Annotated in this window: 11 protein-coding genes and 1 pseudogene; 9 read left to right on the top strand and 3 right to left on the bottom strand. The window is 64.3% G+C overall.

What is annotated here, in order from left to right; translation table 11 throughout:
* Nucleotides 1-1,639: pseudogene (locus FJ942_RS25130) on the bottom strand (autotransporter outer membrane beta-barrel domain-containing protein); the annotation flags it as partial.
* A 455-nt stretch (nucleotides 1,640-2,094) separates the two neighbouring features.
* Between FJ942_RS25130 and xylB the strand changes: the two are divergent.
* Nucleotides 2,095-3,549: a xylulokinase gene (xylB, locus tag FJ942_RS25125; protein WP_140650760.1), complete on the top strand. Its 1,455-nt coding sequence runs from the start codon at nucleotides 2,095-2,097 to the stop codon at nucleotides 3,547-3,549.
* A 197-nt stretch (nucleotides 3,550-3,746) separates the two neighbouring features.
* Here the strand turns inward: xylB and FJ942_RS25115 are convergent, their stop codons facing one another.
* Nucleotides 3,747-4,109 (bottom strand): nuclear transport factor 2 family protein, encoded by a 363-nt coding sequence (locus tag FJ942_RS25115; RefSeq protein ID WP_140899293.1) that lies wholly within the window; start codon nucleotides 4,107-4,109, stop codon nucleotides 3,747-3,749.
* Between the two features lie 110 nt (nucleotides 4,110-4,219).
* Here FJ942_RS25115 and xylA point away from each other — a divergent pair, with 110 nt between their 5' ends.
* Both xylA and FJ942_RS25105 read left to right on the top strand, forming a co-directional pair.
* On the top strand, nucleotides 4,220-5,545 hold the full coding sequence (gene xylA, locus FJ942_RS25110) for a xylose isomerase (protein ID WP_140491093.1): 1,326 nt from the start codon (nucleotides 4,220-4,222) through the stop codon (nucleotides 5,543-5,545).
* A gap of 308 nt (nucleotides 5,546-5,853) precedes the next feature.
* Nucleotides 5,854-6,063 (top strand): hypothetical protein, encoded by a 210-nt coding sequence (locus FJ942_RS25105; protein ID WP_140517775.1) that lies wholly within the window; start codon nucleotides 5,854-5,856, stop codon nucleotides 6,061-6,063.
* Nucleotides 6,064-6,095: 32 nt separating this feature from the next.
* Here FJ942_RS25105 and FJ942_RS25100 read toward each other — a convergent pair whose 3' ends face one another.
* Nucleotides 6,096-7,076 (bottom strand): GlxA family transcriptional regulator, encoded by a 981-nt coding sequence (locus FJ942_RS25100; protein WP_140554542.1) that lies wholly within the window; start codon nucleotides 7,074-7,076, stop codon nucleotides 6,096-6,098.
* Between the two features lie 79 nt (nucleotides 7,077-7,155).
* Between FJ942_RS25100 and FJ942_RS25095 the strand changes: the two genes are divergently transcribed.
* The 6 genes from FJ942_RS25095 to FJ942_RS25070 are packed head-to-tail and all read left to right on the top strand — an operon-like array spanning nucleotide 7,156 to nucleotide 13,877.
* Nucleotides 7,156-8,073 (top strand): 3-keto-5-aminohexanoate cleavage protein, encoded by a 918-nt coding sequence (locus tag FJ942_RS25095; protein ID WP_140561818.1) that lies wholly within the window; start codon nucleotides 7,156-7,158, stop codon nucleotides 8,071-8,073.
* 15 nt (nucleotides 8,074-8,088) lie between these two features.
* Nucleotides 8,089-8,712 (top strand): HD domain-containing protein, encoded by a 624-nt coding sequence (locus FJ942_RS25090; RefSeq protein ID WP_140491104.1) that lies wholly within the window; start codon nucleotides 8,089-8,091, stop codon nucleotides 8,710-8,712.
* A 2-nt stretch (nucleotides 8,713-8,714) separates the two neighbouring features.
* Nucleotides 8,715-9,809 (top strand): carnitine 3-dehydrogenase, encoded by a 1,095-nt coding sequence (locus FJ942_RS25085; protein ID WP_140491107.1) that lies wholly within the window; start codon nucleotides 8,715-8,717, stop codon nucleotides 9,807-9,809.
* Between the two features lie 4 nt (nucleotides 9,810-9,813).
* Nucleotides 9,814-10,977: an acyl-CoA dehydrogenase gene (locus FJ942_RS25080; RefSeq protein WP_140583042.1), complete on the top strand. Its 1,164-nt coding sequence runs from the start codon at nucleotides 9,814-9,816 to the stop codon at nucleotides 10,975-10,977.
* A 46-nt stretch (nucleotides 10,978-11,023) separates the two neighbouring features.
* The gene (locus FJ942_RS25075; protein ID WP_140899290.1) at nucleotides 11,024-13,102 is read left to right on the top strand and encodes an acetate--CoA ligase family protein; all 2,079 of its coding nucleotides are present in this window, start codon (nucleotides 11,024-11,026) and stop codon (nucleotides 13,100-13,102) included.
* A complete protein-coding gene (locus FJ942_RS25070; RefSeq protein WP_140563495.1) occupies nucleotides 13,095-13,877 on the top strand; it encodes a carnitinyl-CoA dehydratase in 783 nt (260 codons plus the stop codon). Before FJ942_RS25075 ends, FJ942_RS25070 begins: the two co-directional genes overlap by 8 nt.
* Nucleotides 13,878-13,978: the final 101 nt, after the last annotated feature.

Below are 13,978 nucleotides of genomic sequence, written 5' to 3'. Positions count from 1 at the left end.
GTGGCGGGGGCTGGAGCTCCGGATCGCCGGCCTGCACCGGCGGCGTCGGATCGACCGGCGGATTGTTGACGTCGCCTTCGGACGGCACGGGCACGTGCGGCAGTTGGGAAGGCGGCGGCGGCGGCTCGGTTGCCGGAGGTTCGGGCTCGGGCGCCGCCGTCGGTCCGATCCCCGGCGGCGCTGCGGCCGGCGATGTCGGCGTTATCAACGACGAGCGCAGATACCAGTTCTCCGCGCTGCCTGCGGTGACGCCACCCTTGAACAGATAATATTCGAAGGCGCCCGCCGCGACCGGCGCGTCGAGCGCGAAGGCGCTGGCGCTGGAGGTGGCGCCATTGACCGCCTGGACGACCATGATGCCGTCCTGCGTCGTCTCGGCACCCGTGCCGCCGACATTGACCACCCCGATGCCGGTCGAGCCGGAAGCCGTGCCGCCCGACAGCACCAGCCTGTCCGAGGCCGAGGAATCATCGCCGAGTTCCGTCTGGATGAGCAGCAGGCCGCCAAGCCCGGTGTAATTGCCCGAAATCGTCAGCCGATCCGTCGCGCCTGTACTGCCATTGGTCAGGTCGATGCGGCCGGCATTGACGACGTCCGCAAGCTGGCCCGCCGTAAAGGCCTGTATCGACGCGTTGAAGCCGCCGCCATAGAGCGTGCTTGCGGCATCGACGCTGAGCGAGCCCGTGCCGGTGCCGCTGTCTCCCAGCACCAGATTGCCGTCCAGCGTTAGTTCGGTGTCATTGGTGGCGTCGATGCTCTCCCAGTTCTGCACCCGGCTGATGCCTTTGAGCTTGACGTTGTCGAAACTCAGCGTGTCGGTGCCGAGGCCGCCATTCAGCGCATCGACGCCGCCCAGATTGGAATTGGTCAGGTTGCTCAGCTTTGCCGTGTCGTTGTCGGCGCCGAGGTCGACGGCGCCATAGATGATGCCGCCGCCATCCCAGACGAAATTGTCGGCTCCGAAGCTCATCAGCACGTCGCCGCCGACCGTGCCGCCGGTAATCGTCACGCTGTCATTGCCGCCGCTGACGCTGATGTTGCCGCCGATCGTGCCGCCCGAAAGGATGATCGTGTCCTTGTCGAAGCCGGTGACGAGGTTGCGGTCGATGGCGCCGCCGGACATGTTGAAATAGTTCTGGTCGAGCTTCATGTTGACGCGGCCGATGCGGCCGCCCGTCATCACCGCATGGTCGCCGTCGTCGAAGAAATCGACGATGCGTCCGTCCGTCATGGTGAAGGTGTCGAGGCCATCACCCTGGTTAAGTGAACCGATCTGGCCGCCGCTTATGTTGAAGTCGTCTATGCCCGAGCCCTGCTGCACATTGCCGATGACGGTGCCAGCGCCGATGGTGAAGAAATCGGCGCCACCGCCCTGGTCGACCGTGCCGGTGATGGTACCGGATTGCATGTTGATGCGGTCCGAACCAACGCCGAAGGTGACATTGCCGCTCACCTGGCCGGTGCCGCCGGCGGGAAAGGTGAGCGTGTTGTCGCCGTTCAGATCGTTGAGGCTGCCGCCCGAATCGCCGCTGTCGCAGATGAAGGTGTCGTTTCCGGCGGTCGGAACGAGCAGGCATGCGGCGAAGGCGGCGGAATTGGGCAGCAACGCCAGCGACGTCGCGGCAAAAACGCCAAGCATTCGAGGAAGAAACATCACCGGCATATGCCGTTTCAGAACAACTAATTTAGCGATGTCTTCCGAATCGCCATTCGGAAGCCTGTTTTCAAAGCGCCGCACCGCGTCCCTCCAAGATTCGCGATTGCAAGCCCCCACCCTACGCCGCAATGAAGACACAATTCGTTCCGTTTTACAAAGTCTAATCTGCCCGTCATGGTTGATGAACTGGAAAACGGGCCGGACAGAGCTGTGCTTTGATTGAGCCAGAATTGGTGCTTGGCGTGCGTCTCGCCAACCCTCCAAAGCGTGTTGGTGGCGGCGCGTACGCTGGCGCGGCCACACAGCCCGCCGTCGGCGTTGTTTTCGTGATGCGCGGCCGATTGTCAGAGAATTGACCCGCGGCGGATCTTGGCTTAAAAACTGCCTCGGCCAGATTTTTTCGAGATCCGAAAAAAATAATGGCAAGGGAGGAAAACATGTATGTCGGCCTCGACCTTGGCACGTCGGGCGTCAAGGCGCTGCTGATCGATGCCGAACAGACCGTCATCGGTTCCGGCCATGGCGCGCTCGACGTTTCGCGGCCGCATCCCGGCTGGTCCGAACAGGATCCAGCCCACTGGCTACGCGCCTGCGAAGACGCGATTGCCGAACTGAAGGCCTCCCATCCCTGGCAGTTCGCGGCGGTGAAAGGCATTGGCCTATCCGGTCAGATGCATGGCGCCACCTTGCTCGATGCCTCTGACAAGGTGCTGCGCCCCTGCATTCTGTGGAACGATACGCGCAGCCATGCCGAGGCAGCCGCGCTCGACGCCGATCCGCGGTTTCGCGAGCTGACCGGCAACATCGTCTTTCCCGGTTTCACCGCGCCGAAGCTCGCCTGGGTGAAGAACAACGAACCCGCCATTTTCGCCAAAGTGGCCAAGGTGCTGCTGCCCAAGGATTTCCTGCGGCTGTGGCTGACCGGCGAACATATTTCGGAAATGTCGGACTCGGCTGGCACTTCCTGGCTCGACGTTGGGAAGCGGCGCTGGTCCGCCGACCTGCTCGCGGCCACGTCGCTCGACGAAAAGCACATGCCATCCCTGGTCGAGGGTACGCAGAAGGCCGGTGGGCTGCGCGGCGAGCTGGCGTCGAAATGGGGCGTCGAAGCCGGCATCCCGATTGCCGGCGGCGCCGGCGACAATGCGGCTTCCGCCTGCGGCATGGGCACGGTCCGTGCCGGCCATGCGTTCGTGTCTCTGGGCACGTCAGGCGTGCTGTTTGCCGCCAATGCCTCCTATCTGCCCAACCCGGCAAGCGCGGTCCACACTTTCTGCCATGCGCTGCCTGACACCTGGCATCAGATGGGCGTCATCCTGTCGGCCACCGATTCGCTCAATTGGCTGTCCGAGATTACCGGCAAGGGCGCAGGCGAGTTGACATCGGAACTGGGCGATACGCTGAAGGCGCCGACCGGCGTGTCCTTCCTGCCCTATCTCTCGGGCGAGCGCACGCCACACAATGATTCCGTCATTCGCGGCTCCTTTACCGGACTGGCGCATGAATCGAGCCGCGCCGTCCTGACCCAGGCCGTGCTGGAAGGCGTGGCCTTCGCCTTTCGCGACAGCCTCGAGGCGTTGAAGACTGCGGGCACGAGCTTGATGCGTGTGACGGCGATCGGCGGCGGCTCGCGCTCGCGCTACTGGCTGAAGGCCATCGCCACCGCGCTTCAGTTGCCTGTCGACATTCCCGCCGACGGCGACTTCGGCGCCGCCTTCGGCGCCGCCCGGCTCGGCCTGATCGCAGCGACGGACGCTGATCCGCTCGATGTCTGCACGGCGCCGAGGACCGATGCAACGATCGAACCGGATGCCGGCTTGGATGGTGCATTTGCCGATGCCTACCAGCGCTACCGCGGGCTTTATCCGGCGATCAGGGCGGCAACGGCGTGAGCAAGCGCCACGCGCCCCCCTCTGCCCTGCCGGGCATCTCCCCCTCTAGGGGGAAGATCGGCAGCTTTGGCGGCTACGCTAGCCTTGCAAGGCCGGAGGTTGGCGAAGGTATAAAAATCAGCCAATCTCCCCCCTTGAGGGGGAGATGGCCGGCAGGCCAGAGGGGTGCGCCTGGCGCCTACCTTAGCCGTGAAGCCTCACTGCGCCGGCACCTTGTCGAGGAAGCCGGTGATGCTCTTCAGGCGGCCGTTCTCGATGACGCCGATATCGGTGGCCTCGATGACGGACGGTGTGCCCTCAGGGCCGAGGTTCCAGGAAAAGCGGATTTTGTCGGCAAACCCGTCCGGTGTGCCTTTCAGCGAGAAGCGGAAGCCGGCAAAGCGCCGCTGCACGCCGTCGATCAGCGCCGCGACGCCTTCATGGCCGTCGCCCTGCATGATGGGATCGCGATAGCTGACGTCTTCGGTGAAAGTCGCCTTGAGCAGCGCCTGACGGCGCGCGGCGTCGCTCTCGTTCCAGGCGGTGATGTAGCTTTCGGCGATCTTGTTGAGATCGGTCATGATCTGTCTCCTTCGTTGGCTTTGACATGACCCTTTTCACCCAACGGACGAACGGAACCAATTACGCCTGAGGTAATCAGGCGGAGCCATTTCGGAGAGGAAGGAAATCCATGAGCAGCGGCTTTTTCGGCGACATCCAGAAGATCAAATATGAGGGGCCGGATTCGGCCAATCCGCTGGCTTACCGGTTCTACAACCCGGACGAGCTGGTGGCCGGCAAGCGGCTGGAAGACCATCTGCGCTTCGCCGTCGCCTACTGGCATTCCTTCGCCTGGCCGGGCGGCGATCCGTTCGGCGGCCAGACCTTCGATCGGCCGTGGTTCCCCAAGGCCGGCGGCATCGACACGATGGAACTGGCAAAACTGAAAGCAGACGTCGCCTTCGAGATGTTCTCGCTGCTCGGCGCGCCCTATTTCTGCTTCCACGATGCCGACGTGCGGCCCGAAGGCAAGGATTTTTCGGAAAGTTCCGCGCGCCTCGACGAGATCGCGGACTATTTCGCCACCAAGATGAAGCAGACTGGCGTCAAGCTCTTGTGGGGCACGGCGAACCTGTTCTCGCACCGCCGTTTCATGTCGGGTGCCGCGACAAACCCCGATCCGGATGTGTTTGCCTATGCGGCGGCGACGGTGAAGAGCTGCATCGACGTCACCAAGCGGCTGAAGGGCGAGAATTATGTGCTTTGGGGCGGACGCGAGGGCTATGAGACGCTGCTCAACACCGACCTTGCCCGCGAGCAGGAGCAGGCCGGCCGTTTCCTCAACCTCGTCGTCGACTACAAGCACAAAATCGGCTTCAAAGGCACGATCCTGATCGAGCCGAAGCCGCAGGAACCCACAAAACACCAGTACGACTACGATGTCGCGACCGTCTATGGCTTCCTCAAGCGCTTCGGCCTGGAGAAGGAGGTCAAGCTCAACATCGAGCAGGGCCACGCCATCCTCGCCGGCCATTCCTTCGAGCACGAGCTGGCGTTGGCCAATGCGCTCGGCATCTTCGGCTCGATCGACATGAACCGCAACGACTACCAGTCGGGCTGGGACACCGACCAGTTCCCCAACAATGTGCCGGAGATGGCCCTGGCCTATTACCAGGTCCTGCAGGCGGGCGGCTTCAAGACCGGCGGCACCAATTTCGACGCCAAGCTGCGCCGCCAGTCGCTCGATCCGCAGGACCTGCTGATCGGCCATATCGGCGGCATGGATGCCTGCGCGCGCGGCCTGAAGGCAGCCGCCAAGATGGTCGAAGACAAGGCGCTGTCGGCTCCACTCGCCGAGCGCTACGCAGGCTGGAACAGCGGCGAGGCCAAGGCGATGCTTGCCGGCAAGCGCACGCTGGAGGACATCGCCGAGCGCGTGGTGAAGAAGAAGATCGAACCGCAGCCGCGCTCCGGCCGTCAGGAACTGCTCGAAAACATCGTCAACCGCTACGTGTAAGGGATGAAAGGCGGGCGGCGGCTCGTTCAGCCGCCGCTCCGCTTACCCACGCCGCTTCGCGGGGAGAAGTTCCCGGCGTCGCGCTTATTTGCCTGCCGCCCTGTTCGCCATTGAACGGAAAAGGTGCCAGCGGGCGGACGAGGGTGGCGCCGAGACCGGGTGAAAGGGCTTTGCGCCAGTGCGGAATCGACGACAAGGTTTTGCCCACTGACGCCCCTCAATCGCCTCTCTCTTGCCTTCAAACTGCCGTCACGAATCTCCTATAAGAAGGTGCTCGTGGCGGGAGAGGAAGAAGGAGGCGAACCGATATGCAGAACGAACGTGAAATCGACGCCCTGCTCTCAAATGGCGAGGCCGGGTCGATTATCGACCGGCTGATGGCAATGCCGCATCCGAAGGATGGTGCGCGCCGCTCCAACGAATGGGACCGCGCCGTTGCCAGCCGTTTCGAGACCCATCTGGCAAGACAGATGCGCTCGCAGATCGATAGTGGCGGCGACCGGCAGAAAGCTGCCTGATCAACCGCTTCCCACTTTGGACGACATGTACATCAACCCCGGCGTAGCCTGACCGGGGCTTCACCGAAAGTTCTTGAAAACGCCCTCGAAAATGCCGCGGCGGATGAAAATCCGGTCCGCCCGGCAATGTCGGCCATGGCCACTCTGGTGTCGATCACCAGCCGCCGCGCAGCGCCCAGGCGCAGCCTGAGATAGTAGGCGCCGGGCGTCTCGCCGATCGACTTGCGGAAGATGCTCTCCAGTGTCCGTGCCGTAACCCCGGCGCGCTTTGCCACGGCGGCGACCGTCAACGGCTGGTCCACATGCGCTTCCATCAGCCGGATGGCTTGCGCCAGGCGCGGATCATAGCCGTCTAGCCGGCCAAGCGAGACCAGGGGCTGAGCGTCGGTGGCCGCACGGGCCTGATCGTAGATGAAGACGCTGGCCACATCGAGCGCCACGGCCATGCCGAGGCGGGTGCGAACGAGGTGCAGCATCAGGTCGAAGGTGGGCGAGGCGCCACCGGAGGTGAAGACCGGCCCGTCGATGACGTAACGGTCCGGGCGGACGTCGACGCCCGGAAAGGCCGACGAGAAATCCTCCATGTCTTCCCAGTGGGTGGTGGCGCTGCGGCCTTCGAGCAAGCCGGCCCGCGCGACCAGCCATGTACCGGCCTCGACGCCGCCGCAGGCGCGCGCCGAACGGGCGGCGCGGCGCAGGCCCGAGAGCAGAGCCGACGTCGCATAATTCTGCGTGCCGAAACCGGCGACGACGACAAGAACGTCGGTCGGTTCGGCCGCGTCGAAGCGGCCGCTGACCGCCACTGGCAGGCCGCAAGTGGTGACCGGCGCCTCGCCGGTTACGGAAACCAGCTTGAAATCGAACAATGTCTCGCCGGAGATGCGGTTGGCGGCGCGCAGCGGGTCGACCGCCGAGGCCACGCACATGATGGACGAGCCGGAAAACACCAGCATCGTCACCTTGAGCGGCAGACGCTCGGCGCGAAAGATCGTCAGTTTTTCGCCTTTAGTCATGGAAGCTTCGTAAAACGCAAAGCAGTTTTCGGCAAGCCGGGCGATGCTTGGCGCCTGTTTCGACTGGGAGGAGAGTTCCATGCCGCTTGCGATGAACCGTGAGGTTTTCATTACCTGTGCCGTGACCGGGTCCGGCGGCACGCAGGACCGCAGCCCGCATGTGCCGCGCTCGCCCAAAGAGATCGCCGATTCGGCCATCGACGCGGCCAAGGCGGGGGCGGCGATCGTGCATTGCCATGTGCGCGATCCCGAGACCGGCAAGCCCAGGCGCGACGTTCATCTCTACCGCGAGGTGACCGAGCGCATCCGCGAGGCAGACGTCGACGTGGTGCTGAACCTTACCGCCGGCATGGGTGGAGACATGGTGTTCGGCTCGCCCGAAGCGCCGCTGCCGCTGAATGAAAAGGGCACCGACATGGGCGGCGCCACCAACCGCATGGAGCATGTGCGCCAGTGCCTGCCGGAGATCTGCACGTTGGACTGCGGCACCATGAACTTCGCCGAGGCCGACTATGTCATGACCAACACACCCGGCATGCTGCGCGCCATGGGCGGCATGATGACCGCGCTCGGCGTCAAGCCGGAGATCGAGGCCTTCGATACCGGTCATCTCTGGTTCGCCAAGCAACTGGTCGAGGAGAAAGTGCTGAAGCCGGATGCGCTGGTGCAGCTCTGCATGGGCGTGCCGTGGGGGGCGCCAGACGACCTCAACACTTTCATGGCCATGGTCAACAACGTGCCGTCGACATGGAGCTGGTCGGCCTTTTCGATCGGCCGCAACCAGATGGCCTATGCCGCCGCCGCGGTGCTGGCCGGCGGCAATGTCCGCGTTGGGTTGGAAGACAATCTCTGGCTCGACAAGGGCGTGCTTGCCACCAACGCGCAGCTGGTCGAACGCGCCGCCAGCATCGTCACCAATCTCGGCGCCAGGATTCTAGGGCCGGAGGAAGTGCGCAGGAAGCTCAACCTCACCAAGCGGCCGCCGATCGCGGCATAGAGAGGGGAGCTTCAGATGGCCACCGTCAAATTCACCGCAATGAAGGATGGCGACAAGGACGACTACGAATTCCTGACCGCCCATGAAATCGACTATGCCGCCAAAACCGGTGATCGGTTGCTGGAAGCCCTGGTTCAACTCGACGAGGGCCTTTCCGGCTACAAGATCACCCGGCTCGGCCATTCGCTGCAGGCGGCAACACGCGCCTGGCGCGACGGCGCCGACACCGACTGGATCGCCTGCGCGTTGCTGCACGACATCGGCGATATCTACGCACCCTACAACCACGACGAATACGCCGCGTCGATCCTGAAGCCTTTCGTGCGCGAACAATGCACCTGGGTGGTGGAGAAGCACGGCGATTTCCAGCGCCTCTACTATGCCCATCATCTTGGCGGCAACCGCCATGCGCGTGACCGCTTCGCCGGTCATGCCTATTTCGACGATTGCGACCAGTTCTGCGAGCGCTGGGACCAGTCGAGCTTCGACCCCGACTACGAGACGCTGCCGATCGAGTTCTTCAGGCCATTCGTGCTCGAAGTCTTTGTCCGCAGGGCCTACGACCCCGCCATTATCCGCGCCGGCGAGCGCGTGCCGCTCACCGATCCCGAAACAGCCAAGACAAGAACCGGAGCCTGACCATGAGCATCATCAACAAGGCGGCCGCCATCGGCGGCGGTGTCATCGGCGCAGGCTGGGTGGCGCGCCTGCTCTTGAATGGCATCGACGTGTCGATCTTCGACCCTGATCCCGAGGCCTCGCGCAAGGTCTCAGAAGTGATGAAGGGCGCGCGCCGCGCCTACAAGCAGATGGTTCCGGGCGGCCTGCCGAAAGAAGGCAGGCTGACCTTCGCCAAGACCATCGCCGAGGCGGTGGCCGATGCCGATTTCATCCAGGAGAGCGTGCCGGAACGGCTCGACCTCAAGCATAAGGTCCTGTCCGAGATCGATATCCACGCGCCGGCCAACGCCATCGTCGGCTCGTCCACATCAGGCATCAAGCCGACCGACATGCAGGTGGCGATGAAAAAACACCCGGAGCGGCTGGTCGTCGGCCACCCGTTCAACCCGGTCTATCTCCTGCCGCTGGTCGAGATCGTCGGCGGCGACCAGACATTCCCCGAGGCGGTCGAAGTCGCCAAGGAGATCTATGCCTCGATCGGCATGAAGCCTGTCGTCATCCGCAAGGAGATTGAAGCCTTCGTCGGCGACCGACTGCTGGAAGCCGCCTGGCGCGAGGCGCTGTGGCTGATCAAGGACGGCATCTGCACCGTCGAGGAACTGGACGACATCATGCGCTATGGCTTTGGCCTGCGCTGGGCGCAGATGGGTATGTTCCAGGTCTATCGCGTCGCCGGCGGCGAAGCCGGCATGCGCCACTTCATGGCGCAGTTCGGCCCCTGCCTGAAATGGCCATGGACCAAGCTGATGGACGTACCGGAGTTCAACGACGAGCTGGTCGACCTGATCGCCACGCAGTCGGACGACCAGGCGCATGGCCTGTCGATCCGCGAACTGGAAAAGATCCGCGACGACAATCTGGTCGCCATCATGGATGCGCTCTCGAAGCAGAACAAGGGCAAGGGCTGGGGAGCCGGCGCCCTGCACAGGGACTATACGAAGCAGTTGGCCAAGCTGGCGGCGAAAAAGCCGGCCGCCTCCAAGGCGGCCGAGAAGGCGAAGGCATCGAAGCCGGTGAAGAAAGCCGAAAAACCGAAGAAAAAGAAGAAAGGCTGAGACCATGGATTTCGGTCTGTCGGAGGAACAGAAGCTCATTGTCGAGACGACGCGCGCCTTCGTCGAGAATGAGCTTTACCCGCATGAGCGCGAGGTCGAGCGCACCGGCGTGCTGCGCCGCGAACTGATCGAGGAGCTGAAGGCCAAGGCGATCGAAGCCGGTCTCTATGCCGCCAACATGCCGGCCGATGTCGGCGGCGCGGGGCTCGATACGGTGACCTGGCTGCTTTACGAGAAGGAACTCGGCCGCGCCAACTACGCGCTGCACTGGACCTGCGTCGCGCGCCCCTCCAACATCCTTTTGGCCGGCACGCCGGAGCAGCGCGAAAAATATCTGTTCCCGTGCATCCGCGGCGAGAAATGGGATTGCCTGGCGATGACCGAGCCGGGCGCCGGCTCCGATCTGCGCGGCATGAAGGCGACCGCCGTGCAGGACGGCGACGACTGGGTATTGAACGGCACCAAGCACTTCATCAGCCACGCCGATCTCGCCGACTTCGCCATCGTCTTCATGGCCTCGGGCGAAGAGGATTCGCCGCGCGGCAAACGCAAGAAGATCACCGCCTTCTTCGTCGACAAGGGCACCAAGGGTTTCACGGTGCGCGACGGTTACCGCAACGTCTCGCATCGCGGCTACACCAACGCCATCCTCGAATTCGACGATTGCCGGCTTCCGGCAAGCCAGGTGTTGGGTGAAGTCCACAAGGGTTTCGACGTCGCCAATTCCTGGCTCGGCGCCACCCGCCTGCAGGTCGGCGCCACCTGCCTCGGCCGCGCGGAACGCGCGCTCGGCCACGCGGTCGAGTACGCCGCGCAGCGTCAGCAATTCGGCCAGCAGATCGGCAAGTTCCAGGGCGTGTCGTTCAAGCTCGCCGACATGGCAACCGAACTCAAGGCCGCGGACCTGATGGTGTTCGAAGCCGGCTGGAAGTACGATCAGGGCACCGTCACCGACCAGGACATGGCCATGGCCAAGCTGAAGGCCACCGAAATGCTCGCCTTCGTCGCCGATGAGGCGATCCAGATCCATGGCGGCATGGGGCTGATGGACGACCTGCCGCTGGAGCGCATCTGGCGCGATGCGCGCGTCGAGCGCATCTGGGAAGGCACGTCGGAAATCCAGCGACATATTATTTCGCGGGCGCTGCTGCGTCCCTTCGGAGCTTAGAGCATGATCCACAAAGCCGGAATCATGCTCAAACGAAAAGATGACCATGCATAAACTCGAACGTCTCCTGCGCCCTAAATCGATCGCCGTGTTCGGCGGCGCGCAGGCCGCCGCGGTCGTGGCGCAGTCGATCAAGATGGGCTTTGCCGGCGAGATCTGGCCGGTGCACCCGAGGAAGGACGAGGTCGCCGGCCGCAAGGCCTATCGTTCGGTCGCCGACCTGCCCGGCGCACCGGACGCCGCCTTTGTCGGCGTCAACCGACACTTGACCATTGACGTGATCAAGGCCCTGGCCGAACGCGGCGCTGGCGGGGCCGTCTGCTTTGCCGCCGGTTTCCTCGAAACCGAAGCCTATGACGCGGATGGCGAGCGCCTGCAGGCCGAACTCGTCGCCGCCGCCGGCGAGATGCCGATCATCGGGCCGAACTGTTACGGCCTGATCAACTATGCCGACGGCGCGCTTTTGTGGCCCGACCAGCATGGCGGCATAAGATTGGCCGACGGCGGCAAAGGGGTGGCCATCATTACCCAGTCGTCCAACATCGCCATCAACATGACGATGCAGAAGCGCGGCCTGCCGATCGCCTTCCTGATGACCGCCGGCAACCAGGCGCAGACCGGCCTCTCCGAAATGGCGCTCGGCCTGATCGAGGACGAGCGCGTCAGCTCGCTCGGCCTGCACATCGAGGCTTTCGATTCGGTAGCCGGCTTCGAGCGGCTGGCGGCACGGGCGAGGGAATTGAAAAAGCCGATCATCGCCATGAAGGTCGGCCGCTCCGAACAGGCCAGGCAAGCGACCGTCTCGCACACCGCGTCGCTCGCCGGCTCGGACGCAGCGTCCGGGGCCTTCCTGAAACGGCTCGGCATCGCGCGCGTCGATTCCATCCCCGCCTTCATCGAGGCGCTGAAGCTGCTGCATGTCACCGGTCCGCTGCCCGGCTACAGCCTGTCATCGATGAGCTGTTCGGGCGGCGAGGCTTCGGTCATGGCCGACAGCGCCGAAGGCCGCTGGGTCAACTTCCCGGTGCTGACGGAAGAACACCGTGCCCACGTCAAGTCGACGCTCGGGCCGCTGGTCGCGGTCGCCAATCCATTGGACTACCACACCTTCATCTGGAACAACGAGCCGGCGATGACCGCCACCTTCACCGCCATGGTGTCGGGCGGCTTCGACCTCAACATGCTGGTGCTCGACTTCCCGCGCCCGGACCGCTGCTCGGTGACCGACTGGTGGGCGACGCTGCGCGCCTTCGAATCGGCGCTCAAGACCAACAAGGCGCATGGCGCGATCGTCTCGTCGCTGCCCGAGAACCTGCCCGAGGAATACACCGCCGAGCTGATGGCGCGGGGCATGGTGCCGCTGTTCGGCATTTCCGAAGCGATGGATGCCGCCCAGGCGGCCGCCTTCATCGGCTGGGCCTGGCGCGAGCCGCAGGCGCAGCCGGTCGACACCTCCGCTTCCGGCGCTGCCGGCGGCGAGCATGTCACGCCTGACGAGGCGCAAGCCAAGGCGCGGCTGATCAAGGCCGGGCTGCCGGTGCCCAAGGGCGAGCGCGCCGACAGTGCCGTCGAGGCGGTGATCTCGTCCATGGCGCTCGGCTTCCCCGTGGCGCTGAAGGCGCTAGGCGTCACCCACAAATCCGAGGTCGGCGCCGTCAGGCTCAACCTCAGGGACGCCGAATCCGTCAGCACCGCCGCGCACCACCTTTTGCCGCTCGGCACCGGCCTTTATGTCGAGCGCATGGTGCGCGACGGCATCGCCGAGCTGATCGTCGGCTTCACCCGCGATCCGATGTTCGGCGCTGTCATGACGCTGGGCACCGGCGGCGTGCTGGTCGAATTGCTGCGCGACAGCGTCACCTTGATGCTGCCGGCGACCCGCGACGACATCGAGGCAGCACTTCGCGGTCTCAAACTGTTCCCGCTGCTCGAAGGCTATCGCGGTCGGCCGAAGGCCGACGTCCAAGCTGCCATCGACGCCATCGCGGGCATTGCTGCCTTCGTGCAGACGAATGCCGGCGAGATCGAGGAACTCGACATCAATCCGCTGATCGTCTGCAGCGAGGGCAAGGGCGCCTGGATCGCCGATGCGCTTTTGGTGCTGGGAGAGAACAAGAATGCCTGACGTCATTTCGACCCGCCGTGAAGGCTCGATCCTCGAGGTCACGCTCGATCGGCCCAAGGCCAACGCCATCGACCTGAAGACCTCTCGGCTGATGGGCGAGACCTTCAAGGCGTTTCGCGACGACCCCGGCTTGCGCGTCGCCATCGTCAAGACCGCCGGCGACAAGTTCTTCTGCGCCGGCTGGGACCTGAAGGCCGCCGCCGGCGGCGACGCCGTCGACGGCGACTATGGCGTCGGCGGCTTTGCCGGGCTGCAGGAACTGCGCGACTTGAACAAGCCTGTCATCGCCTGCGTAAACGGCATGGCAGTGGGGGGCGGCTTCGAGCTGGCGCTGTCCTGCGATCTCATCTACGCCTCCGATCACTCCTCCTTCGCATTGCCCGAGATCCGCGCCGGCACGCTTGCCGACGCCGCGACCATCAAGCTGCCGAAGCGCATTCCCTATCATGTCGCCATGGACCTTTTGCTCACTGGCCGCTGGATGGACGTTGCCGAGGCGCATCGCTGGGGCCTGGTCAACGAGGTGCTGCCGAAGGAGAAGCTGGAGGACCGCGTCTGGGAGATCGCCCGCCTGCTCGCCAGCGGCCCGCCGCTTGTCTTCGCCGCGATCAAGGAAACCGCGCGGGTGGCCGAAGCGCTGACTTTCCAGGACGCGATGAACAGGGTGACGCGCCGGCAGTTGCCGACGGTCGATGCGCTGTACGGTTCCGAGGACAATATGGAAGGGTTCCGGGCTTTTGCGGAGAAGCGGGAACCGGTGTGGAAGGGGAAGTAAAGCAATGCCAGAGATGACGGCGCGAGGCACCCCCCTCTGGCCTGCCGGCCATCTCCCCCGCAAGGGGGGAGATTGGATGTCATTTCCGCTTTCGCCAATCG

It is taken from the genome of Mesorhizobium sp. B2-4-2, assembly GCF_006442845.1.
In the GTDB taxonomy this organism is placed as follows: Bacteria; Pseudomonadota; Alphaproteobacteria; order Rhizobiales; family Rhizobiaceae; genus Mesorhizobium.
This window is presented reverse-complemented; position numbering and strand designations above follow the sequence as displayed.